Source organism: Stenotrophomonas sp. 85239_Sma (assembly GCF_056481725.1).
On the sequence record NZ_CM151163.1, the window covers coordinates 3,846,529 to 3,869,853 of the forward strand.

A 23,325-nucleotide genomic window follows, 5' to 3' on the forward strand; every position below is an offset into this window, starting at 1 on the left:
ACATCCAGTCCTTCGACTGCGATTCCTCCGACATTGCAGGCTATTACTTCCGGATCGCAGCCATTGCCCATGAAGTGGGACACGCACTGTACTTCGAAGGTATCGCCTTGAGCACCCGAGGCGCGTTCATCCAACACTTCTGCACCATGGAGGGGAAAGCGGTACTCAACAACCTCACCGCGCGCAGTGAGCTTCTGGTGACCAGCCTGGGGTACTACGACATCGGCGTAGCTGCATCCAACGGTCCTGGCCTCATCGCACAGGCCGATGCCGGCGGTGAAGACCTGGACCGGCGGGTAGGTAAGCTGTTCTGCGACAACAACGTAACTTCAACCACCGGCGAGAACTACAACGACTTCTACGGAAGAATCTACGATGAAGCGATCGCCGCCCGTCCCTGAACTTCTTCTGCTCCTGAGCCTGTTGGTTTCCGGTTCTGCAACTGCAGCCACGTCCGCTGCCACTGCGGAAGAGGCGGACGCAACCTGGCGGCTCGTGGAGCGCTGGTCCTTGCAACTGGCACGCTCTGACCTTGTCGCACAGCTGTCACCACTGGCTCCGGCCGGCTCGCGTTCGGAAGCAAGAAGGGGCCGGGGCGACAGCGCCACCATCGACCTGGCGCCATTCGTGGTCGCTGGGAGAATCAAGGGGCCTTCTGGCCAGATCTACACCGATGCGTCGGGGCGAATCATCAAAGGCATTACGCTGTCGCTGGGCGGCGCCTGCATCTCGCGGAAGCAGATGGGTCGTCGCTACCCCGACTTCAACGTCCTTTCCGTCCCGTCAGGGCATAGCCTCGACGAGTCCACGGTGTTCGGTACGGTAGTGAACGGCATCCAGATCGGGTTCTCATTCTCCGAACATGACCGTGACTGCATGGACCAGCTCAAATTGAGCTGGCCAGGGGAGCGCTTCTGATTCCCACCGACATACCACCATGACGAACAGGTTGCAGGACGCACACCACTGCCCTGCACCATTCGTTGGTTTTTCGTAAAGAAGGTTTCATGTTCCGTTCGCATAGTGGCCATGCACCGCGCATGCGTGCCGGTGACCATCCCCCATGCAACGGACCACCATGCAGACCCGACACCTGACGATCGCCGTGGCGATCGCGATTTCCGCCGCCGCCAGCGCACATGCCGCCACCGCCGCCGATGCCGGCGCCGGCACCGATGCCGCGCTGAGCGCGCAGACGCTGGATACCGTCTCCGTGATCGGCCAAGGCGAAACCCGCCAGGTGCAGCGCATCACGGCAGTGGACAAGCAGGTGCTGCCGCCGGGCACCAGCGGCCAGAAGATCCTCGACCGCCTGCCGGGCGTGTCGGTGCAGTCCAATGATGCCTTCGGCGCGAACGAAGAATCGCAGACCATCAGCCTGCGCGGCTTCGACAAGAGCCGCCTCGGCTACACGCTGGACGGCATCCCGCTGGGCGACAACAGCTACGGCAACTACAACGGCCTGAGCATCGCCCGCGCGATCATCGCCGAGAACCTGGCCGGTGCCGAGCTGTCGCAGGGCATCGGTTCGCTGGGCGTGGCCTCGACCAGCAACCTGGGCGGCACCATCCAGTACTTCTCGATGGACCCGTCGACCGAATTCGGTGGCCGCGCCAGCGTCACCGTTGGCGACGACAACCAGCGCCGCGGCTACCTGCGCGTGGATACCGGCGACATCAACGGCTTCTCGGCCTACGTGTCCGGCGTGCACCAGGACCAGGACATGTGGGCCGCGCCGTACCAGAACCAGACCACCCGCCAGTTCAACGCCAAGGCGGTGTGGAATATCGGCGACCACCGCTTCGGTGCGTTCGTGGCCACCTCGCGCGCGAGCCAGGCCAACTACGCCTACCTGTCCAAGGACATGCTGGCGCGCGGCCTGGGCTATGACTGGAACATCTACGCACCGGACTGGGATCGCGCCGTCGCTGCCGCGTACTGCGCGCCGGGCACCTACAACAAGGCGCGCTGTGCGTTCAGCGGTGGCGTCAACAGCATCGACGATGCGTACTACCAGAGCCGTGCGCTGCGTGACGACAACCTGTACTCGGTGGATGCCGACCTGCGCCTGGGTGAGCAGGGCCGCCTGAAGCTGCTGGCCTACCATCACGACAACCGTGGCCAGGGCCATTGGTGGGCACCGGGCCAGCCGTCCTACCCGGGCACCGACAGGATGCTGCCGATCTCGATCCGCAGCACCAACTACACGATCAACCGCGATGGCCTGACCGCCGCGCTGTCGTGGACAGTGGGCATCCACGAGCTGGAAGCCGGCCTGTGGTATGAACAGAACGACCACAACGTTTCGCGCAACTTCTACTACATCAGCGGCCCGTTCCTGGACGACCTGTACCTGAAGAACCCGGACCGCCTGCTGTTCAACCAGGACTTCGACATCCGCACGCGCCAGTTCTACGTACAGGACCGCATGCGCTTCCTGGACCAGCGCCTGACCGTGGACGTCGGCATCAAGAGCCCCAACACCCGCATGCGCGCCACCGCCAGGCCGGGCGTGGAAACCAGCATCGCCTCGGGCACGCTGACCGCCAAGGAATCAGTGCTGCCGCAGGTGGGCGTGGGCTTCAAGCTCAACGCCAACAACGAGCTGTTCGCCTCCTACGCCGAGAACATCGCCGCCTTCGTCGGCGGTGGCAGCGGCGGCCCGCTGCAGGTGTCGCCGGAATCGTTCGCGGCCAGCGCCGGGCTGGAGCCGGAGAAGTCCAAGAGCCTGGAAGCCGGCTTCCGTACCTTCGGCGAGAAGTACCAGGCGTCGATCGCGGCCTACAGCGTCAAGTTCGACAACCGCCTGCTGTCGCTGAACCCGTGCTCGAGCATCGAAGTCGGCACGCGCCCGGAGTGCGTGACGCGCTTCATCAACGTCGGTTCGGTGAAGAGCCACGGCGCGGAGCTGACCTTCATCCTCAAGCCGATCGATGGCCTGCAGTGGTACAACGCGTTGTCCTGGAACAAGACCACCTACGAGGATGACTACACCTCGGGCGGCGCGATCGTTCCGGTGGCCGGCAAGATCACGGTGGATACGCCGCAGCGCATGGCCTCCAGCGAGATCAGCTGGAACCGCGACGGCTTCTTCGCCAGCCTGCGCGCCAAGTACACCGGCAAGCGCTACTACACCTACACCAACGATCAGTCGGTGCCGGGCGTGACCACCTTCGATGCCGGTGCAGGCTACGATTTCGGCCCGGGCCTGGGCCTGCGCAACGTACGGGTATCGTTGAACGCGACCAACCTGACCAACAAGCGCTACGCCGGCCAGCTGAGCTCGTTCGCGCCGACTGATCCGAAGGGGACGCGTTATGCGATCCATGCGAGTGCACCGCGGCAGTTGTTCATGACGGTGGCGGCGGAGTTCTAAGTCAGAAGCAGGCGCTGCGGCGCATTGAGTGTTCCTGCATGGCGCGGAGGCAATGAAAAGCAAGAGCAAAAGCAAAGAGCCGGGCGTTGCCCGGCTCTTTGCTTTTCAAGCGCAATCCCTCTGGTGGGCCTGCTACCGCGCCCGCAGAAAACTGTCTGGAGGAGGCGGGGCACCCTGGCCAGGACCGTTGGCGCCATGGATGGCGCCATCGAGCACCATGGATGGGCTTTTGCGTGTCCTGGCCAGGGTGCCCCGCCTCCTCCCCACCGATAGCAGGCAGGCGCTGGAGGGGCCGCCAACGCATTTCATTCCGGCGCCAGCTGGTCCATCCGTATCCGGTTGGCGAACAGCGAAAACGCCAGCATGCCCGCCAGGCCGTTCGCCCGGCTCACCCAATGCGGCAGCCAACGCGGCGGCTTCAATATCCCCGCTTCGAACAGCGGCGCGAACGTGATCGCATCGGTCAGGCTCATCTTGCCCGCGAACAACCAGCGGCAGACCTGCAGGCGGTCCTCGGCCAGCATGTGGCGGAAGAAGGTGTGCACCGACACCAGGCCGCGCAGGTACACCGTGTCCTTGGTGAACGCCAGTCCACCACTCGGCGGCACGCCGCGGAACACGCGCTGCGCCGAGGCGAAACTCTCTTCCGCGTTCTGCCCGGCATCGCAGAAGTAGCGGAAGACCTCGATGAAGTCGGCGCCTTCGCGTGCCATGGCAATCGCTTCGGTGCGCAGGCTGATGCGCTTCAGCCGTTCGATGTCGATGCTGCCGGTGATCTGCTCGGCGAAGGTCGCCAGCCCTTCCTGGGTCGCGGTCACCCGCGGCGAGGACAATGCCAGGCTCGGCAGCACCGGCTGCTCGCGGCCGTTCAACGCGGTCAGCGAATGCACCAGCGCTTCATGGTGGAACAGCTGCGCGCGGTCGTAGGCGCTGAAGCGTGCGCTGGTGCGCAGGCGGATGCGGGTCGGGCCGGCGGCGGCCTTGGACACCAGTTCCGGATCGAGCTGCACCTGGATGATGCGTGATTCGAAGAAGGCGTCCAGATCGTTCTGCAGCTGCAGCTGCAACGCGATGGCCGAGACCGGCACCTGTTCTTCCGGCGCCAGCAGTTCGTGGTCCAGTTCGGCCGCGATCTGGATGAAGTGGCGCGCCGCTTCGCGCGTGCTCGGGCCATTGCCCGGCAGCGGCTGCTCGGGGGCACCGAACAGCTGCACCGAGCAGGTATCGACGGCGGCGGTGCCCAGCCCTTCCAGCAGCTGCGCTGCCAGGTCCCAACTCTGCGCGGACTGCTGCACGTAATGGCCCAGCGGGTGGCTGTCATCGCAGTCGGCAGCGATCGCGGCCAGCGCGCGGCGCTCTTCGCTGAAGTCGAGCCGGGGGTAATCCACCTTTGGCAGCACTGGCTGGCTGCGCGCCATGCTGTCCAGGAACGGTGCCTGCACTGTTGCCGGCCAGCTGGTCAGGCCCAGCAGGCGGATGCCTCCCACGGCCTCGACCAGGCGCGCATCGAGCGCTGCATGGTGGGCCACTTCACGGTCCAGCGTCGCGGTCGGTTCCATGCGCGGACTATAGCGCCCTGCCCGCGCGTTGGTAGGTGCCAACCAAGGTTGGCACCTACCAGGAACAGGTTTCCGGCACCGCGGGGTCAGCGCCTGCGCGGCTTGCCCGCCGCGCGGAACTGCTGGCCCTTGCCCTTCCTGCCGCCGCGCTCCTGCGCGGTCTCGGCCTGGCGCACGGCCAGCTTGGCGGCAGCGGCCGCCACTTCTTCCTTCAGCTTGAAATAGTTCAGCAGGCGGCTCTCTTCGATTTCGCCGGCATCGATCGCCGCGCGCACCGCGCAGCCCGGTTCCTGCTGGTGCTTGCAGTCGTTGAAACGGCACTGAGCGGCCAGCGCTTCGATATCGGCGAAGCCACCTTCAGACAGGGTTTCTTCCCCGGTCGGCTTCAGCTCGCGCATGCCGGGGGTGTCGATCAGGCAGGCGCCGGTCGGCAGCGGCATCAGCGCGCGATGGGTGGTGGTGTGGCGGCCGCGCGAATCATTGGCACGCACCGCGTTGGTCTTCATCCGCTGCTCGCCGAGCAGGGTATTGGTCAACGTGGACTTTCCAGCACCGGAGGAACCGACCAGCACCACCGTGCGGCCCGGGCCCAGCCACGGCTGCAGCACCGCCACGCTGGCGGCATCCAGGCCGTTGATCGCATGCAGCGCGATACCCTGCATCTCCAGCTCTTCCAGCACCGCCAGCGCGTCTTCGCTGTATTCGGTCTGGTCGGCCTTGGTCAGCACCACCACCGGTTCGGCGCCGCCACCGCCAACCAGCAGCAGGTAGCGTTCGATGCGGCGCGGATTGAAGTCGGCATCCAGGCCACAGACGATGAACACCGTATCGATGTTGGCCGCGATCACCTGCTGGTGGTAGTGCTCACCGGCGGCGCCACGCTTGATGGCGGTACGCCGCGGCAGCAGTGCGACGATGCGGATGCCGTCCAGCAGCACCCAGTCACCCACCGCCGGGCGTTCATGGCTGGGGAAGCGCGGGCGCTGCCATTCCGGCAGCGACTCGGCCTTGATCGACGCCTCCGGGCCATCGGCCACCACGTAATGGGTGCGGTGCTGTTCGATCACCCGTGCCGGGCGGGCCTGCGGATGTGCGGCCATCGCGGCCTGCCAGTCGGCCTGCTGCGCCGGGCCCGGCCAGGGCCAGCCAATGGTCTGCAGGGCGATGAAATCGGGGGTCTGGGTCATCGCCGCCATTCTACCTGTGCCGGCGCCCTGCCAGCCCAGCAATGACGGGCCCGGAGCCCTTGCCATGCATTGCAGCAATTCCGGTAGGATGGAAGCCCCATGCCTTTTGACGGCCCGCTCCCATGTCCACCAACTCGCCCAAGCCCTTGGCCATCCGCGAGCGCCTTTCCGAAGTGCGCTACGAAATCCGCGGAGAACTGGCGCGGCGAGCCCGGGAGCTGGAGGCGCAGGGTCGCAAGCTGATCAAGCTCAACATCGGCAACCCCGGCGCTTTCGGCTTCCGTGCACCGGAGCACCTGCAGCGTGCGATCGCCGACGACATGGGTCGCACCGACCCGTACACCCACCAGCAGGGCCTGCCGGTGGCACGTGAAGCCATCGCGGCGTACTACGCGCGCCGTGGCGCGCCCGATGCCCATCCGGACCGTGTCTTCCTCGGCAATGGCGTCAGCGAACTGATCGACCTGTCGCTGCGTGCGCTGCTCAATCCCGGCGACGAAGTGCTGGTGCCTTCGCCCGACTACCCGCTGTGGTCGGCCTCGACCATCCTCAACGATGGCCGCCCGGTGTACTACCGTTGCGCGCCGGAGAACGGCTTCCAGCCGGACCCGAGCGAGATCGAGACGCTGGTGTCGTCACGCACCCGCGCCATCGTGCTGATCAACCCGAACAACCCCAGCGGCGCCAGCTACCCGCGCGAACTGCTCGAGCGCGTGGTCGAGATCGCACGCCGCCACAACCTGCTGCTGCTGGTCGATGAGATCTACGACCAGATCCTCTACGACGATGCGGTGTTCCAGCCGGTCGCGCCGCTGGCCGGCGACCACCCGTGCCTGACCTTCAGTGGCCTGAGCAAGGTACACCGCGCCTGCGGCTGGCGCGTGGGCTGGGCCCACCTCAGCGGAGACGATGCCCGACTGGGCGACTTCCGCGCCGCGCTGGACCTGTTGGGCGCGCTGCGCCTGTGCGCCAACGTGCCGGGCCAGTACGCCATCGAGGCCGCGGTGAACGGCCCGGACACCATTTCCGAGCTGTGCACGCCGGGTGGCCGCCTGTATGAGACCCGCCGTGCTGTGATCGAGGCCTGCGAAGCGAGCGAGCATCTGTCGCTGGTCGCGCCGGCCGGTGCGCTGTACGCGTTCCCGGCCGTGATCGGCGCCGCTGCGAAGGGCTTCGACGACCACAACTTCGCGCTGGACCTGATGAACAACGAAGGCGTGCTGGTGGTACCGGGTTCCAGCTTCAACGTGCCCTACCGCCACCATTTCCGCGTGACCCTGATGCCGGAAGCTTCGGTGATGCGCGATGTGTTCGCGCGCATCGACCGCGTGCTGGCGCGGCGTGCCGAGGACGCCACCAAGGTCGTGCCGTTGAAGCCACGCCGTTCGGTGGCCTGACCTGTGACCCTGTCCTACCTGGCGCTGGGCGATTCGTACACCATCGGTGAAGCGGTTGCAGTCGAAGGCCGCTGGCCGCACCAGCTGGCCGCGGCGCTGCGTGCGCAGGGCATCGACCTGTCCGATCCGCAGACCATCGCCACCACCGGCTGGACCACCGACGAACTCGACGCTGGCATCGATGCGGGTGCACCGCAGGGACCGTTCGATTTCGTCAGCCTGCTGATCGGCGTCAACAACCAGTACCGCGGACGTCCGCTGGACGAATACCGCAGCCAGTTCCAGGCGCTGCTGCAGCGGGCGATCGGCTTCGCGGGCGGTGATGCCGGCCGCGTGCTGGTGCTGTCCTTCCCCGATTGGGGGGCGACCCCGTTCGGCGCCGGCAGTGGCCGCAACCTGGCCGTAATCGAGCTCGAGACCGACGAATTCAACGCCGCCGCGGAGGTGATCAGCGCCCAGCAGGGCGTGGCCTTCGTCGACATCACCGACATCAGCCGTGCCCACGGGGACAACCCGGCGATGATCGCCGACGACGGCCTGCACCCGTCAGCGCGGATGTACGCACTGTGGAGCGCACGCGCGCTGCCGGTCGCCGCGCACCTGCTTGGCGGAACGGACTGACGCGATGGATGGCACGCCACGGAACGGCCTCCCCCTGCCCTGCACACCCCTGAGCGCCGCGCAGGCCCGCACGATCGCCGAGGCGTTCCGCCCGGCACGGGCCTGGGGCAGCCGTCGCGACTACTACTACACCCGCGGCAAGCTCGGCAGCGACCCGCTGTACGACGGCGTGCTGCAGCATCTCCCTGACGACGGGCAACCGCTGCTGGACCTGGGCTGCGGGCTCGGCCTGTTCGCCCATGTGCTGCGCCAGCGCGGCGGCAGCCAACCCTACCTGGGCGTGGACGTGGATGCCGGCAAGATCGCGCGCGCCCGGCGTGCCGCGTCCGGCCTGCACGATGTGCGCTTCGACTGCCTGGACGTGCAGGCACCGCTGCCGGCGCAGGCCGGGCATGTCCTGCTACTGGATGTACTGCAGTACCTGGATGCGGGCCCACAGCAGGCACTGCTGCGCGCGGCCAGTGCACGGGTCGCTCCCGGCGGCCGCCTGCTGCTGCGCACGCCACTGGCCACCGGCGATGGCCGCGACCGCACCACGCGCGTGGCCGATCGGCTGGCATGGATGGTCGGCTGGATGGGTACGCGGCCGCGCCACTACCCCGACCTGCAGGTGCTGCAGGCGACACTGGCCGAAGCGGAATTGCAGGTGACATCGCCACGCCCCCTGCATGGGCGCACCCCGTTCAACAGCTGGCTGCTGGTGGCCGAACGCCCTGCGCTGTAGAGCGGAGCCCAGGCTCGGCTGCTCGATACGGCCACGGCCCGGAGCTATCCGGCCGGCAACTGCGCCTTCAACCCACGCTCGTCCAGCGCCTGCAGCACGCGTTCGATGATCGCCAGGTTGTGGCCGTGGGCGGCCCCCTCGTGCAGCAGCACGATGGCACCTGGACGCAGGTCCGGCAGCAGCCGGTCGAGCACGCCCTGCGCCGTGCAGCCGATACCGTCGAAGCCGCGCGCGCTCCAGCCTACCCGGACCAGGCCCAGCCGCTGCAGCACCGGTGCCACGAACGGATTGGTCATGCCCACCACCGAACGGTACCAGCGCACCGGGCGGCCGCTTACCGCCTGCAGGGCATGCTGGCAGCCCTCGATCTCGGCGCGCATCGCCGCCGGGCCCAGCCGCCAGAAGCGCGCCTGCGGGTGGCTGTGGCTGTGGTTGCCCAGGTCATGTCCGCGGCGCAGGATCTCCTGCACCAGTTCCGGCTGCGCCAGCGCGCGCTCGCCCACCAGGAAGAAGGTGGCACGGGCCTGGTGGCGGTCCAGCAGGTCGAGCACGGCACGGGTTTCCGGGCCAGGACCGTCATCGATGGTCAACCAGACGCTGTTGCCGGCCTCCGGCATCCGGCTCAGCACCGGCGCGTAGAAGCGGCTGTTGGGCAGGAAGACCGGCACCATGAACAGGGCGTGGCTGGCCACCATCAGCGGCAGCCCCCAGTGCCAGCCGGCCAGGGCCCAGGCCAGGATCACGGCCAGCTGCGACGCCACCAGCCAAGGCAGCCAGCGCCAGGGCCGGGTCGGGATGCGATGCAATGTTCCTGCGTTGCTCATCCCCCATGATGCCATGGGGGTTAGAATTGATGATTCGAATTCCCGGAACCCCGACGTCCATGTCCCTCGATCCCGCCCTGCGTTCGCGCATCGAATCCATCCTCAACGCCAACCGCGTCGTGCTGTTCATGAAGGGCCAGCCGTCGATGCCGCAGTGTGGTTTCTCGGCCAAGGCCGTAGGCGCCCTGCAGGACCTGGGCGTCGAGTTCGCCCATGTCAACGTGCTGGCCGACCAGGAAATCCGTGAAGGCATCAAGGCCTATGGCGACTGGCCGACCATCCCGCAGCTGTACATCGACGGCGAACTGGTCGGCGGCAGCGACATCGTGCTGCAGATGGCCGCCAGCGGTGAGCTGAGCAGCGTGCTGGGCCTGGCTGCGCCGGACCGTACCCCGCCGAGCATCACTGTCACTCCGGCCGCCGTGGAAATGCTCAAGGGCGCGTTGGCCGATGCCCCGGGCGCCGCCCTGCAGCTGTCCATCGACGCCGGCTTCCAGCCGAACTTCCAGCTGGCCCCGCACGACGAGGGCGCCATCGCCGCCGAGTCCAACGGCCTGCGCGTGCAGTTCGACCTGGCCAGCGCCCGTCGTGCCAACGGCATCACCATTGACTGGGTGGACGACATCCGCGGCAAGGGCCTGGCCATCGACAACCCGAACGCGCCCAAGCCGGTGCAGGAAATCAGCGTGCGCGATACCGACGACCTGGTGCGTGCAGGCAACATCACCCTGGTGGACGTGCGCCCCGCCGACGAGCGTGAAATCGCCGCTGTGGGCGTGCCGTTCAAGACCTTCGACGGCAACGGCCGCGCCGCGCTGGAAGCCCTTCCGAAGGACACTGCACTGGCCTTCATCTGCCACCACGGTGGCCGCAGCGCGCAGGCCGCCGAGCAGTTCCGCGCCCTGGGCTTCACCAAGGTGTTCAACGTCACCGGCGGCATCAACGCCTGGTCGGAAGACGTCGACAACGGCGTGCCGAAGTACTGATCGGCACTGAAAAAGGGGACGGAGGGGATTAAGTCGTTTGTGGCAATAACGACTTAATCCCCTCCGTCCCCTTTTTCTTAGCCGGCGAAACCGCCTTCGGCCAGGTAATCCAGTTCTTCCGGTGAGGGAATGCGGCCCAGCACGGCGTTGCGGTGCGGGAAGCGACCGAAGCGGCGGATGATGTCGCGGTGCAGTTCGGCGTACTGCAGGTATTCCTTGTCACCCAGCACGTCGAACATCGCCACCGAGCGGTCCTGGTCCAGCGGATCTTCGGAATGCTCGAACGGCAGGTAGATGAAGGCGCGCAGCTTGGGCACCAGCTGCAGGTCCAGGCCTTCCTCGATCGCGCGCATGGCGTAATGGCGGGCCAGGCCATCGGTGGCGTAGGAATGGGCGGTGCCGCGGAAGCAGTTGCGCGGGAACTGGTCCAGCAGCAGCATCAGCGCCAGTGCGCCATCGGCACTGCCCAGCCAGTGTTCGCGCGCGCGCGAAGCCGCCGCGTAGTGCTCATCCAGGAACAACTGGCGGAACTGCGCGTCGAACGCATCGTCGCGGGCGAACCACTTCGCAGGGCCCGCCTCTTTCCAGAAATCCACCACTTGCGCGGCAACGTCCATCACCTACTCCCCAGGGCCGGCGCGCCGCCAGGCCATCATCATCATTCGTCGAAGCGCAGGTGGCGGACCGACTTGCCGTTGCGCCGGATAAGCTTAAGCGCCTCGATACCGATCTGGATATGGTTTTCCACGAACTGGGAGCTGACCTTGGCATCGGAGGCCTCGGTCTTGACCCCGTCGGGGATCATCGGCTGGTCCGATACCAGCAGCAGCGCACCGCTGGGAATGTGGTTGGCGAAGCCAGCAGCGAACACGGTAGCGGTTTCCATGTCGATGGCCATGCAGCGCATCGCCCGCAGCCGCTCCTTGAACGCCTCGTCGTGCTCCCAGACCCGGCGGTTGGTGGTGTAGACGGTGCCGGTCCAGTAGTCGTGGCCGAGGTCGCGGATCATGGTCGAGACCGCACGCTGCAGCGCGAACGCCGGCAGCGCCGGCACCTCCGGCGGCAGGTAGTCACCCGAGGTGCCCTCGCCACGGATCGCCGCGATCGGCAGCACCAGGTCGCCCAGCTGGTTCTTGCGTTTCAGGCCGCCGCACTTGCCCAGGAACAGCACCGCCTTGGGCATCACCGCCGACAGCAGGTCCATGATGATCGCGGCATTGGGGCTGCCCATGCCGAAGTTGATCATGGTGATGCCATCGATGGTGGCACTGGCCATCGGCCGGTCCAGGCCGATGACGGGGGCGCCGGTCAGCTCGGAAAAGGTGTGCAGGTAGCCGCCGAAGTTGGTCAGCAGGATGTGCTGGCCGAACTGGTCCAGGGGCACGCCGGTGTAGCGCGGCAGCCAGTTGTCGACGATTTCCTGCTTGCTCTTCATGGGCGGTGGTCCGGTGTACGGCGTGGGAACCGGCTATTTTCAGCCAGCCGGGCGGCCCCGTCGAGGCATTGCCGGCACGCGTGTGAAGAAGGTCACTTGGCAAGCACGCCGCCGTCCGGCTAGCGTCGGCGGCTGGACTACGCTGCGAGGGGAACTGCATGGCATCGACGTTGTTGCGCGCCGGGGTGGCACTGGCGCTGCTTTCATTGAGCACGGCGCCAGCGGTGGGCGCCTCGCGCTTCGTCGCCGATCCCTACCCCAGCACCTACCAGGCCCATCCCGATGCGCCGGTGCTGATCCAGAACGCCACCGTGCTGACCGGTACCGGCCAGCGCCTGGACAATGCCGACGTGCTGCTGCGCGAGGGCCGCATCGTCGCGGTCGGTCGCCAGCTGCAGGCCGATGCCGGCGTCACCCGCATCGACGCGCAGGGCAAGTGGGTCACCCCGGGCCTGATCGACGTGCATTCGCACCTGGGCGTGTACCCCAGCCCCGGTGTCGGCGCGCACAGTGACGGCAACGAAATGACCGCGCCGGTCACCGCCAACGTCTGGGCCGAGCACTCGGTATGGCCGCAGGACCCGGGCTTCGCCACCGCACTGGCCGGCGGCGTGACCAGCATGCAGGTGCTGCCCGGCTCGGCCAACCTGGTCGGTGGCCGTGGCGTGACCCTGAAGAACGTACCGGCCATCACCTACCAGGCGATGAAGTTTCCCGGCGCACCGTGGGGACTGAAGATGGCCTGCGGCGAGAACCCGAAACGGGTCTACGGCGAGGGCAAGGGCGTGGCCCCGGCCACGCGGATGGGCAATGTCGCCGGCTACCGCGCCGCCTTCATCGATGCCGCCGACTACATCGCCAAAAGCAAACCCAAGCCAGCCAAGCGCAAGGGCTGGTTCGGCAGCGACAAGGGCGACAGCGCCGGTGACGCCGGCGGCAAGCGCGATCTCAAGCTGGACACGCTGGCTGGCGCGATCGAAGGCGACATCCGCGTGCACATCCACTGCTACCGCGCCGACGAGATGGCCACGATGCTCGACCTGGCCAAGGAATTCGGTTTCAAGGTGGCCGCCTTCCACCACGGCGTGGAAGCCTACAAGCTGGCCGACCGACTGGCCGCCGATGGCGTCTGCGGTGCGCTGTGGGCCGACTGGTGGGGCTTCAAGATGGAAGCCTTCGATGGCATTCCCGAGAACATCGCGCTGGTCGACCGCCCGAAGAACAGCTGCGCCATCGTCCACTCCGACTCGCCCGAAGGCATCCAGCGCCTGAACCAGGAAGCGGCCAAGGTGATGGCCGCCGCACGCCGCGCACGCATGCCGGAGATCACGCCCGAACACGCCATCACCTGGATGACCGCCAACGCCGCCAAGGCGCTGGGCATTGAAGGCCAGACCGGCACCCTGGAGGCGGGCAAGATGGCCGACGTGGTGGTGTGGAATGGCAACCCCTTCAGTTCGTATGCGCTGGCCGAACAGGTCTTCGTCGATGGACGACGCCTGTACGACCGCAGTGCGCCGGCAGCAACGCCGCGTTCCGATTTCCAGCTCGGCCAGGAGGTGCACTGATGGGCGCGTTGAACAAGCGTCGCCGGGCATGGCTCGGCCCGATCGTCATGGTGCTGGCCTGCATCTCCGCATCCGCACAGGCACAGGACCTGCTGGTGCGCAACGCGACGGTGCATACCGCCAGCACGCGCGGCAGCCTGCAGAATGCGGACGTACTGGTGCAGGGGGGCATCATCCGTGCGGTGGGCAACGGTCTGGCCGCGCCGGCCGGCGCCACCGTGGTCGAGGCCAACGGCCGGCCGCTGACCCCGGCGCTGTTCGGGGGTATCACCGAGATCGGCATCGAAGAGGTTTCCGGCGAAGCGAGCACGGTCGACAGCACGTTGAAGATCGGCGAGCAGCCGCTGCGCCCGGAATTCGATGTCACCCTGGCCTACAACCCGGCCTCGGTACTGATCCCGGTAACGCGACTGGAAGGCATCGGCTTCACTGCACTGGGCGCGGCCACCGGCGGCGGCTTCGTGGCAGGCCAGGGCGGCGTGATGCGGCTGGACGGCAGCGCCGACCCGATCGGCCCGCGCGCCCTGTTCCTGCGCATCGGCGCAGCGGCCTCCGAACTGACCGGGCATTCGCGCGCCGCGCAATGGATGCTGCTGCAGCAGATGATCGACGAAGCACGCGGACAGGTGGCCGCGGACTCGCCGCACGCGCTGCTGACGCCTGCCGGGCGCCGCACGCTCAGCCGCTACCTGGCCGGCCAGGGCCGCATCGTGGTGGAAGCGGACCGTGCCGCCGACATCCGCCAACTGCTGCGCTGGGCCGCCCGCGAGAAGGTGAAGATCGCCATTGCCGGTGGCAGCGAAGCCTGGCAGCTGGCGCCGGAGCTGGCGGCCGCGCAGGTGCCGGTGTTCGTCGACGTGCTGTCCAACCTGCCGGCCAGCTTCGACCAGATCGGGGCCACTCTGGAAAATGCGGCACGCCTGCAACGTTCCGGCGTAGCCGTCTCGTTCGTGCAACGGGGCGACGCCTCCCACAACGCACGCAAGATGCGCCAGCTGGCGGGCAATGCCGTGGCCAACGGCCTGCCCTGGGCCGACGGCCTGGCCGGGTTGACCCGGGTGCCTGCACAGGCCTTTGGCGTGGGCGACCAGATCGGCAGCATCGAACCGGGCAAGCGCGCCGACCTGGTGCTGTGGGAGGGCGACCCACTGGACGTGGCGCACTATGCCGAGCAGGTCTGGCTGGGCGGTCGTGCAATGCCGATGCGCTCGCGCCAGACCGAACTGCGCGACCGCTACCTGCAGCGCAACGCGCACCCCTGACTGCCTGCAAGGAGCCGCCAATGGCCACGCTGCGCTGGTACTTCGACTTCGTCTCGCCCTATTCCTACCTGCATTGGCAGAAGCTGAAGCAGCTGCCCCGGTTCGCCCAGATCCAGACCGTGCCGATCGCCTTCGGCGCGGTCCTGCACCACCTGGGCAACCTCGGGCCGGCCGAGATTCCGGCCAAGCGCCGCTTCATCTACCGCCAGCTGCTGTGGACCGCGCAGGCCGAAGGCACACCACTGCGGTTTCCGCCGGCTCACCCGTTCAATCCGTTGTCGGCGCTGCGCCTGTGCCTGGCGGCGGGTGGCAGCGTGCAGGCAGTGGACGTGCTGTTCGACTGGATCTGGCGCGACGGCAATGCCGCCGACAGCGCCGAGGCCCTGCGCGAACCGGCTGCACGGCTGGGGATCGAGGATGTCGCCAGCGCCATCGCCGCCCCGGCGGTCAAGGAGCAGCTGCGGCGCAACACCGAGGCCGCCATTGCCGCCGGCGTGTTCGGCGTGCCGACCCTGGCCATCGATGGCGAACTGTTCTGGGGCAACGACGCCCACCCGATGATGGCGGCGGTGCTGGCCGCCCCTGGCCTGCTGCAGCAACCCGAGTGGCAGCGCCTGGCCACCCTGCCGGTGGCGGTGCAGCGCAGTCGCTGAACAGGGCGTGGCGCGTTTCCCTCGCGCGCCCCGCCATGTTTTGAGATAGATTTCACGTTTCCGAACCTACAACCGCCCTGGAGGGGGAGCCGCGGATGCGCATCGGAATCGTCGTCGACTCGGCCTGCGACCTGCCGCAGGACTTCATTGCCGAGCACAACATCGTGCTGCTGCCGATCACTGTACGGATCGGCGAAGCCGTGCTGGCCGATCATCGCGATGAGCAGGCCACGCTGAGCTTCCTGCACGCGCATGTGGCCGAACATGGTGCTGAAGCGGAGACCATCCCCTTCAGCGTCAACCAGATCCGCGACCTGTTCCTGCAGCAGCTGGTGATCGATTACGACCACGTGTTCTGCATGACCATCACCAAGACCCGCAGCCCGATCCACGACAATGCGCTGCAGGCCAGCTTCGCCATCCTCAATGATTACAAGCCGGTGCGGCAGGCGGCGGGCTACAACTCACCGTTCGCGCTGCGCGTGCTCGATACCCAGAACCTGTTCGCCGCGCAGGCGGTGACCGCGGTGGAGGCGGTACGCCTGCGTGGCAGTGGCGCCAGCGTGCAGCAGATCCGCGAACGGTTGGAAGAGCTGGCCGGCAACGTGCACGGCTACATGGTCACCCGCGACCTGTACTACATGCGCGCACGTGCACGGCACAAGGGTGACCGCAGTGTCGGCCTGCTCAGCGCCGCGCTGGGCAGCGCACTGGACATCAAGCCGGTGCTGCACGGCTACCGTGGCGAGACCGGGCCGGTGGCCAAGATCAAGGGTTTCGACAGTGCCGTGCAGAAGCTGTTCGCGGTGGTCGGCCAGCGCGTGCGTGTCGGGCTGATGACGCCAACGGTGTGCGTCAGCTACGGCGGCGAACTGGACGAGCTGCGCACCCTGCCCGGCTATGCACGGATGAAGGAGGTCTGTGCCGGCCACGGCGTGACCGTGTACGAATCGGTGATGAGCCTGACCGGCATGGTCAACGTCGGCAAGGGCGCAGTCACCGTGGGCTTTGCCGATGGGCCGCATCGGTTCGAATGAGCGCTGGCCGCGGCCGGAATCTGCACATCGATTCCACCGCGGTTGTGCCAGCCTTGCCGCACTTCAAGGAGAACTCCATGCCTGCGCAGTACCACATCAGCCTGCCCGACCCGTCCAAGGCCCGCGGCAACGACCCTGACCTGTCCTTCCATTCGCAGGGCGCCGCCGGTTTCGCCGAAGAGCTGCAGGATGCCCTGCGCAACGGCACGCTGTTCGAGCGCTGGAAGGCCAAGCAGCCCGACCCGGATGCGGTGGAACCGCAATGGGGCGTGACCGACCCGGATGCCACCGTGACCGGCGAGCAGAAAGACCTGCGCATCAACCTGGTCGCCACCACCCGCATCGACAGTGACGTGTTCAAGCAGCGCCTGCGCCTGCTGGCTGGCCATCACTGGGAACTGCGCGACGTGCGTTGAGGCCAGGCCCTGGCAGTGCCGGCCGCTGGCCTGCAACCGCAACAACCATGAAGGTGCCGGCCAGCGGCCGGCACTCCCCCGACGATTCCCTACCAGCCGCCACCCAACGCGCGGTACAGCTCCACCCGTGCAATCGCCGCCGTGGCCTGGCTGTTGGCCAGCGCGGCCTGGTTGTCCAGCGCGATGCGCTGGGTGCTCAGCACATCCAGCATGTCGACCACACCGGCCTGGTACTGCCGGCGCGCCGCACCCAGTGCGGTCTCGCTCTCGTCCACGGCCACGTGCAGCTGCACGGTCCGCTGCTGCTCGGCGGCATAGCCATCAATGGCGTCATCCACTTCATGCCAGGCCTGCAGCACGGTGCGGCGGAACTGCAGCGCCGCCTGTTGCTGCTGCAGCCGGCTCAGCGCCAGGTTGGCCTTCAACCGCCCGCCCTGGAAGATCGGCACGCTGATCGACGGCCCGATGCTGAAGCGGTGCGCGTTCCAGCCATCCAGATCATCCAGCTGTCTGGCCTGGAAGCCGGCATCGCCATTCAAGGTGATGCGAGGCAGGAAACTGGCCTTGGCCACGCCGATGCCGGCCGTTGCCGCATGCAATGCCGCTTCGGCACGACGGATGTCCGGGCGACGCTCGGCCAGTTCACTCGGCAACCCCACCGCCACGGCCGGCAACGCCGGCCAGTCACGGCGCACGCCCTGCAGCTGAGCATCCAGCGCCTGCGGCGGTTGCGCCAGCAGGAACGCCAGCGCGTTGCGCAGCTGCGATTCGCGATGCCGCAGCGGCGCGATGCGCGCCTGCAACGATGCCACCTGCGCGGCCGCACTGGACACCTGCAGCATGCTGGCCACGCCCTGTTGCTGGCGTGCCTCGGTCAGGCGCTTCATGTCGAGGGCGATGCTGAGGTTGTCCTCGGTGATCGCCAGCAGCTGCCGCGTCGCGCGCAGCTGCAGGTAATCACGCGCGGTTTCCGCCAGCAGCGCGATGCGCACCGCATGTGCATCTTCCTCGGCCATCTGTACGCGTGCGTCCGCGGCTTCCACCTGGCGACGCACGCGACCCCACAGGTCCAGCTCCCAGCTCAGGCCGATACCGGCCTGGAACAGCCCGTAGTCGTCGCGGCCGCCGTTGCCGGACGGATCGTTCAAGCCCACTTCGCTGTTGCGTGCGCGCATGCCACTGGCGGTTGCGCTGACGCTGGGCAGCCGGTCGGCGGCGCTGATGCCACGCGCGGCGCGGCTCTGCTGCACGCGGTTGGCCGCCAGCTGCAGGTCCAGGTTGGCTGCCAGCACCTGGCCGGCCAACCGCCCCAGCAGCGGATCGTCGAAGCCGGCCCACCAGGCCGCGTCCTGGTCGATGGCGTTGCCGGCAACAACCTCACCCTGCCAGTGGCTGGGCAGTTCCGCCTGCGGGCGTACGAAGTCCGGACCCATCGTGCAGGCAGCCAGGGCCGTACACAGGCTGGCCGCAACGATGGCGCGAAACACGGTGACTGCGCTCATGCACCCTCCCCGCTCTTGTGCCCCGGACGGTGCTGCACGCTCTGCGCGCGGGCGCGGCTGCCCAGGTCAACACTGGCTTCCACCGACATGCCGGCACGCAGCTGGTCCAGCAGTGGCTGGCCCGGTTCCAGCACGATCTTCACCGGAATGCGCTGCACCACCTTGGTGAAGTTGCCGGTGGCGTTTTCCGGCGCGACGGCAGCGAAGGTGACGCCGGTGGCCGGTGCGATGCTGTCGATGTGTCCGCGCAGCGGCTTGCCCGGGAACACGTCCACCTTCAGTTCGACCTGCTGGCCGGCCTGCATGCGGGTCATCTGCGTTTCCTGGAAGTTGGCGACCACGAAGGCGCGCTTCAGCGGCACCACCGCAGCCACCGGCGTCCCCGGGGTCAGGTAGGCACCCACGCGCACTGCGCGACGACCAACCATGCCATCGATCGGTGCACGCAGCACGGTGTGCGACAGATCCAGTTCGGCGCGTGCCTGCGCCGCCTCTGCACGCTGTACCGCTGCCTGCGCGGCCTGCACGCCAGCGCTGAGGATGCCGGTGCGCTGGCGTGCGGTCGACAGCGCAGCCTGGCCCTGCTGCAGGTGGGCACTGGCCACGACCTGCTTCGATTGCGCCTGCTGCGCGTTCTGTACGGTACCGGCGCCGTCGCGGGCCAGTTCGCGGTAACGCTGCTGGTCGGCGCTGGCCAGGGTCAGTTCGGAACGGCTGACATCGACGCTGGCCCTGGCCTGTTCGATCAGCGAGTCCTGCTGGGCCAGTGCGGCCTGTGCGTTGGCCAGCTGTGCACGGGCGTTGGCGAGGTCGGCACGGGCTGCCTGCAAGGCCACCTGGTAGTCGCGATCGTCGATGCGGGCGAGCACGTCACCGGCCTTCACCGGCTGGTTGTCCTCTACGTCCACGGCACTGACGAAGCCCGGAATCTTCGGCGCCACCAGCGTGTAGTCGGCCACGACATAGGCATTGTTTGTGGTCTGGTGGCCGCCGTCGCGCAGCAGCAGCCAGGCGCCGATGGCCAGCGCCAGAACGCCCAGGCCCAGGCCGGTATTGAGAGTGGTTCGATTGATCGTCATGAGGGGGTTCCTGCGAAAGGTTCAGGCCACGGCACGTGGCGGATGGATGCGGGTGGGCATCCAGGCAATGAGGGGAATGAAGGCCAGTGCCACCAGCGCGACCACCCAGTACAGGTCGGCCGAGGTCAGCGCCTGTACCTGTGCATGCAGGCGCGCGCCCAGCTGCGGGCCCTCGGCCAGCCACGGTTGCTCGCCAAGGCGGTCGACCAGCACGGTGGAATGGAAATGACGGCGGCCCTGCGCGACGGCATCCAGCACGCCACTGGCGAGCACTGCAGCGAAGCCCTTGACCGTGTTGAACCACGCCGAGGCAAACGGGCCGTCCTGCGGCGCCAGGCCACCGGTGGCCAGCATCAGCAACGGCAGCACCGCCATCGGCTGGGCGAACACCTGCAGCAGCTGCACCCACAGGAAGTTGTCGCGGATCCAGGCCACATCCAGGTGCGAGCCCAGCCAGCAGGCCAGGGCCAGCATCGCCAGGCCCGTGGCCTGCACCCAGCGGCAGTCCACCGCGCGGATGTTCAGCAGCGCCGCCACCAGCGGCAGCGCGATCACCTGTGGCAACGCCACCCACAGCAGCATCGGTGCGGTCTGCAGCGGCCGGTAGCCCTGCACGCTGGCCAGGAAACCGGACGGGATCGAGATCACTGCCAGCAGCACGAACAACACGCCGCCCAACGTCACCAGCGAGTAGCTGAGGTTGCGGTTGGCCAGCAACTGCAGCTTGAAGAATGGCAGCGGGTGGAACCATTCATTGATCATGAACAGCACCATCAGGCCGGCACCGCCACCGATCATCAGCGTGATCATCGGCGAGTCGAACCAGTTCAGGCGCGGGCCCTGCACCAGGCCCAGCACCAGCAGCACCAGCGCCGGCAGGCCCAGCAGCAAGCCGGCCGTATCGAACTGGGCGAAGCGTTCCAGCCGCAGCGGATCCTGCGGCAGGCCCCAGCTGACCATCGCCATGGCCGCCAGGCAGTACGGCACGATCTGCCAGAACGCCCAATGCCAGCCCACCTGCTCGACCCAGAACGCGGCCAGCGGCGTGCCCATGCTCGGGCCGAACGTCGCCGTCAGCGCGTAGCCGGCCAGGCCGTACAGCTTGATGCCCGGCGGCAGGAAGCGCAGCGCCACGCTCATCAGCAGCGGCGGTAGCGCGCCACCGCACAGGCCCTGCAGCGCGCGCAGCAGCAGGAACACCTGCAGGTTCGGGGCAAGCGGGCACAGCACGCCCAGCACCATGAAGCCACCGATCATCGCCAGCGCGAAGCGGCGCAGCGAGAAAGTGGCGGCACACCACGGTGCGAAGGCCATCGCGCTGACCGACATGGCGCTATAGAGGGCGACGATCCAGCTGCCGTCATCGACGCTGAAACCCATCGCACCGCGGATGTCGGCCAGGGCGACCTTGGTGATGTTCTCGTTGAAGCCCGACACCAGCACCGCCAGCAGCACGCCGCACAGGCCGACCAGGACGCGGCGGTCGAGCCCGGGGGCGGCGGCAGGACGGGGCGCTGCAGCGGCCGGGACAGCGGCGGCCGGCGTACTCATCGCCGGGCACCAATCCGTGCAGGGCACGGCATGTTGGGGGTCATTGGAATGCGCTCAGTGAAACTCCGGGGAGCGCAGTCTAGGGAGCCGGTAACGTGCAAAAAATGGCGTCACCGGCATCGCAGGCGTGCGTCGGGCGCACGCCCGTAACCTCAGCGACGGATGTCCTCGACGCTTTCGCACATGGTCTTGATCGAGCGGCGCAGCCACTGGTGGGCAGCGTCGTTGTCCAGGCGCGGGTGCCAGGCCTGCACGATGGCCGCCGTGCGCACCGGAATCGGCAGCGGGAACAGGCGCAACGGCAGGCGCATGCTGATGATGCGCTCCAGCATCACGCTCGGCATCTGCGGCAGGATCAGGTCCGATTCGGCCGCCGCGAAAATCGCACCGTGGAAGGTCGGGCTGATCAGTGCCACCCGTCGCTGCAGGCCGAGCGCGGCCAGGTCGTCATCGATCGGTCCGCGTGGCAGGCCACGGCGCGACACCGCGATGTGATCGCAGGCGGCAAAGCGTTCGGCACTGATCTCGCCATCGAACAACGGATGATCCTCGCGTGCAGCCCCCATGAACGAGGTACTGAACAGGTTCTGCACCTTGGTGTCGGGCGCGTGCTTGCCGGCGGTGCTGATGTACAGATCGATCCGGCCCTGCGCCATCGCATCATCATCGGTATCGCCTTCAGGCACGAAGCGCAGTACCGCGCGCGGCGCCTGCTGCCGGAATATCTCGCGCAGGCGACCGCCAAAGCCACCGATGAAGACATCGTTGGCACGCACGTTGAAGGTGCGCTCCAGGGTACCCACGTCGATCTCGCGGCCCGCATGGAAAACACGGTGGGCCTGTTCGATGACGTCGCGGACCTGCTCGCGCAGCTGCAGGGCGCGCGGCGTGGGCGCCAACCCGCGACCGGCTCGCACCAGCACCGGGTCACCCAGGGCGGTACGGATCCGGCCGAGGGTACGGCTCATCGCCGGGGCGCTCAGGTTCATCCGCCGCGCGGCGGCGGCCACGCTGCATTCGTCGATCAGCACGTCCAGTGCCAGCAACAGGTTCAGGTCCGGCAGGGGCATGACAGTCTCCCGTAAATCAGATGACTCTACGACACGTGTAACCTCAGTGGATTGCGTTATACGCATTCATTGACTGCCGCGCACGGCATGGGTGCGCGCGGAGACATCGGCGACCATCCCCGGCCTGCCAAGGAGACATCCATGTTCAACACCCTGCTGGTCGCCCTGGACGGCGGCCCCCAGCACGCACGCGTGCTGGACCTGGCCGCGGCCATCGCCGGCCCGCGCAGCCGCCTGCACCTGCTGTGCGTGCTCGACCCCGAATTCGCGCTGGCCGCCGATGCCAGCGAAGCCGACCGCATCGAGTACCCGGAAGCCGCGCGCCAGCGCTCACGGGCCGAGGCGGTGCTGGCCGAAGCCCTGGCCGAGCTGCGCGAGCGCGGCGTCGACGCCATCGCGCAGATTCCCTCCGGCGATCCGGGCGAAGTGATCAGCGAGCAGGCCCGGCGCCTGAAGTGCGACCTGATCGTGATCGGCCACCGCCATCTGTCCCGCCTGGAACGCCTGTTCGAACCCTCGATCGGGCAATGGACCATCGACCACGCGCCCTGTCCCGTGCTGGTGGAAACCCGCGACCCACAGCCCTAGCAACCATGGCTTCCCGTTCCCCGTTGTTTCCCACCCGGGTCAGCTACCGTGCCTTCGGCCGCCAGTTCGGCCGTGGCGAACAGGCGCTACTGGCGGCGATACGCCAGCTGCGTGACCCTATGCTGCAGCCCGAAGGGCTGGCCGGCTTGCGCCACCTTGGCCTGGACCGCGAGGGCCGCGATGCGTTCGTCGCCCTGCTGCCATTGCTGGCCGCGCCCGCCGCCCCGATCGACCTGCTACCCGCCGGCTCTCCCTTCATTGCCGCCAGCGAACTGGACCTGCTGGTCTGTCTGCTGCGCATTGCCCAGTGGCGGCATGCACGCCCCCGCGAGGACGACGCGCTGGCAACGTTGCGCCAGCAGTTGGCGCGCTGCGCACGTGCTGTCCACGCGGCGAACCTGACGTTGCGACAGCGCTCGCTGTCACCGGTCGGGCTGAGATTGCTGGACCCGGCCGGCTGGCTGCGTCAGCGCTGAACCCACGCGCGGAC

The 23,325-nt window shown here is 67.7% G+C and carries 23 protein-coding genes; 14 read left to right on the forward strand and 9 right to left on the reverse strand.

The window, feature by feature from the left end; translation table 11 throughout:
• Positions 1-107 precede the first annotated feature (107 nt).
• From ACYKG1_RS17835 to ACYKG1_RS17845, 3 genes are all read left to right on the forward strand, one after another.
• A complete protein-coding gene (locus ACYKG1_RS17835) occupies positions 108-401 on the forward strand; it encodes a hypothetical protein (RefSeq protein ID WP_262083700.1) in 294 nt (97 codons plus the stop codon).
• Complete coding sequence (locus ACYKG1_RS17840; RefSeq protein ID WP_100473874.1) at positions 376-918, forward strand: hypothetical protein; 543 nt, start codon at positions 376-378, stop codon at positions 916-918. Before ACYKG1_RS17835 ends, ACYKG1_RS17840 begins: the two co-directional genes overlap by 26 nt.
• Before the next feature lie 160 nt (positions 919-1,078).
• Entirely contained in the window at positions 1,079-3,376 is a 2,298-nt protein-coding gene (locus ACYKG1_RS17845; protein WP_478471036.1) for a TonB-dependent receptor, read from the forward strand.
• A 305-nt stretch (positions 3,377-3,681) separates the two neighbouring features.
• Here the strand turns inward: ACYKG1_RS17845 and ACYKG1_RS17850 are convergent, their stop codons facing one another.
• Both ACYKG1_RS17850 and rsgA read right to left on the reverse strand, forming a co-directional pair.
• Entirely contained in the window at positions 3,682-4,935 is a 1,254-nt protein-coding gene (locus ACYKG1_RS17850; protein WP_262083698.1) for a flavohemoglobin expression-modulating QEGLA motif protein, read from the reverse strand.
• 86 nt (positions 4,936-5,021) lie between these two features.
• Positions 5,022-6,131, reverse strand: a complete 1,110-nt coding sequence (rsgA, locus tag ACYKG1_RS17855; RefSeq protein WP_478472768.1) for a ribosome small subunit-dependent GTPase A — start codon at positions 6,129-6,131, stop codon at positions 5,022-5,024.
• Positions 6,132-6,244: 113 nt separating this feature from the next.
• On the opposite strand from rsgA, the gene ACYKG1_RS17860 reads away from it, so the two are divergent.
• The 3 genes from ACYKG1_RS17860 to ACYKG1_RS17870 are packed head-to-tail and all read left to right on the forward strand — an operon-like array spanning position 6,245 to position 8,864.
• Positions 6,245-7,519 carry a pyridoxal phosphate-dependent aminotransferase gene (locus ACYKG1_RS17860; protein ID WP_262083697.1) on the forward strand — a complete coding sequence of 425 codons (1,275 nt, stop codon included), beginning with the start codon at positions 6,245-6,247 and terminating at the stop codon, positions 7,517-7,519.
• Between the two features lie 3 nt (positions 7,520-7,522).
• Positions 7,523-8,140 carry an SGNH/GDSL hydrolase family protein gene (locus tag ACYKG1_RS17865; protein ID WP_262227694.1) on the forward strand — a complete coding sequence of 206 codons (618 nt, stop codon included), beginning with the start codon at positions 7,523-7,525 and terminating at the stop codon, positions 8,138-8,140.
• A gap of 4 nt (positions 8,141-8,144) precedes the next feature.
• A complete protein-coding gene (locus ACYKG1_RS17870; protein ID WP_478471037.1) occupies positions 8,145-8,864 on the forward strand; it encodes a class I SAM-dependent methyltransferase in 720 nt (239 codons plus the stop codon).
• A gap of 44 nt (positions 8,865-8,908) precedes the next feature.
• Here ACYKG1_RS17870 and ACYKG1_RS17875 read toward each other — a convergent pair whose 3' ends face one another.
• Positions 8,909-9,688: a polysaccharide deacetylase family protein gene (locus tag ACYKG1_RS17875; protein WP_478471038.1), complete on the reverse strand. Its 780-nt coding sequence runs from the start codon at positions 9,686-9,688 to the stop codon at positions 8,909-8,911.
• Positions 9,689-9,747: 59 nt separating this feature from the next.
• Here ACYKG1_RS17875 and grxD point away from each other — a divergent pair, with 59 nt between their 5' ends.
• Entirely contained in the window at positions 9,748-10,674 is a 927-nt protein-coding gene (gene grxD, locus ACYKG1_RS17880; protein WP_478471039.1) for a Grx4 family monothiol glutaredoxin, read from the forward strand.
• A gap of 77 nt (positions 10,675-10,751) precedes the next feature.
• Here grxD and ACYKG1_RS17885 read toward each other — a convergent pair whose 3' ends face one another.
• The gene (locus ACYKG1_RS17885; RefSeq protein ID WP_100473883.1) at positions 10,752-11,291 is read right to left on the reverse strand and encodes a DUF924 family protein; all 540 of its coding nucleotides are present in this window, start codon (positions 11,289-11,291) and stop codon (positions 10,752-10,754) included.
• Positions 11,292-11,332: 41 nt separating this feature from the next.
• Positions 11,333-12,109, reverse strand: coding sequence for an AMP nucleosidase (locus ACYKG1_RS17890; RefSeq protein WP_005414446.1), 777 nt, complete (start codon positions 12,107-12,109; stop codon positions 11,333-11,335).
• Between the two features lie 158 nt (positions 12,110-12,267).
• On the opposite strand from ACYKG1_RS17890, the gene ACYKG1_RS17895 reads away from it, so the two are divergent.
• From ACYKG1_RS17895 to ACYKG1_RS17915, 5 genes are all read left to right on the forward strand, one after another.
• Positions 12,268-13,677, forward strand: coding sequence for an amidohydrolase (locus ACYKG1_RS17895; protein ID WP_100473884.1), 1,410 nt, complete (start codon positions 12,268-12,270; stop codon positions 13,675-13,677).
• Complete coding sequence (locus ACYKG1_RS17900; protein WP_100473885.1) at positions 13,677-14,939, forward strand: amidohydrolase family protein; 1,263 nt, start codon at positions 13,677-13,679, stop codon at positions 14,937-14,939. The genes ACYKG1_RS17895 and ACYKG1_RS17900 overlap by 1 nt, the downstream gene beginning before the upstream one ends.
• Positions 14,940-14,959: 20 nt before the next feature.
• Positions 14,960-15,592: a DsbA family protein gene (locus tag ACYKG1_RS17905; RefSeq protein ID WP_478471040.1), complete on the forward strand. Its 633-nt coding sequence runs from the start codon at positions 14,960-14,962 to the stop codon at positions 15,590-15,592.
• A 95-nt stretch (positions 15,593-15,687) separates the two neighbouring features.
• Positions 15,688-16,629, forward strand: coding sequence for a DegV family protein (locus ACYKG1_RS17910; RefSeq protein ID WP_100473887.1), 942 nt, complete (start codon positions 15,688-15,690; stop codon positions 16,627-16,629).
• 77 nt (positions 16,630-16,706) lie between these two features.
• Positions 16,707-17,045, forward strand: a complete 339-nt coding sequence (locus ACYKG1_RS17915) for a hypothetical protein (protein ID WP_040007100.1) — start codon at positions 16,707-16,709, stop codon at positions 17,043-17,045.
• Positions 17,046-17,134: 89 nt separating this feature from the next.
• Here ACYKG1_RS17915 and ACYKG1_RS17920 read toward each other — a convergent pair whose 3' ends face one another.
• The 4 genes from ACYKG1_RS17920 to ACYKG1_RS17935 all read right to left on the reverse strand — a co-directional run bounded on the left by ACYKG1_RS17920 (position 17,135) and on the right by ACYKG1_RS17935 (position 22,247).
• Complete coding sequence (locus tag ACYKG1_RS17920) at positions 17,135-18,547, reverse strand: efflux transporter outer membrane subunit (protein ID WP_478471041.1); 1,413 nt, start codon at positions 18,545-18,547, stop codon at positions 17,135-17,137.
• Positions 18,544-19,626: an HlyD family secretion protein gene (locus ACYKG1_RS17925; RefSeq protein ID WP_478471042.1), complete on the reverse strand. Its 1,083-nt coding sequence runs from the start codon at positions 19,624-19,626 to the stop codon at positions 18,544-18,546. Before ACYKG1_RS17925 ends, ACYKG1_RS17920 begins: the two co-directional genes overlap by 4 nt.
• Positions 19,627-19,647: 21 nt before the next feature.
• A complete protein-coding gene (locus tag ACYKG1_RS17930; RefSeq protein ID WP_262227702.1) occupies positions 19,648-21,177 on the reverse strand; it encodes an MFS transporter in 1,530 nt (509 codons plus the stop codon).
• A gap of 152 nt (positions 21,178-21,329) precedes the next feature.
• Positions 21,330-22,247: a LysR family transcriptional regulator gene (locus tag ACYKG1_RS17935; RefSeq protein ID WP_100473891.1), complete on the reverse strand. Its 918-nt coding sequence runs from the start codon at positions 22,245-22,247 to the stop codon at positions 21,330-21,332.
• 141 nt (positions 22,248-22,388) lie between these two features.
• On the opposite strand from ACYKG1_RS17935, the gene ACYKG1_RS17940 reads away from it, so the two are divergent.
• A complete protein-coding gene (locus tag ACYKG1_RS17940; protein WP_100473892.1) occupies positions 22,389-22,835 on the forward strand; it encodes a universal stress protein in 447 nt (148 codons plus the stop codon).
• Between the two features lie 5 nt (positions 22,836-22,840).
• Entirely contained in the window at positions 22,841-23,311 is a 471-nt protein-coding gene (locus ACYKG1_RS17945) for a hypothetical protein (RefSeq protein ID WP_478471043.1), read from the forward strand.
• Positions 23,312-23,325: the final 14 nt, after the last annotated feature.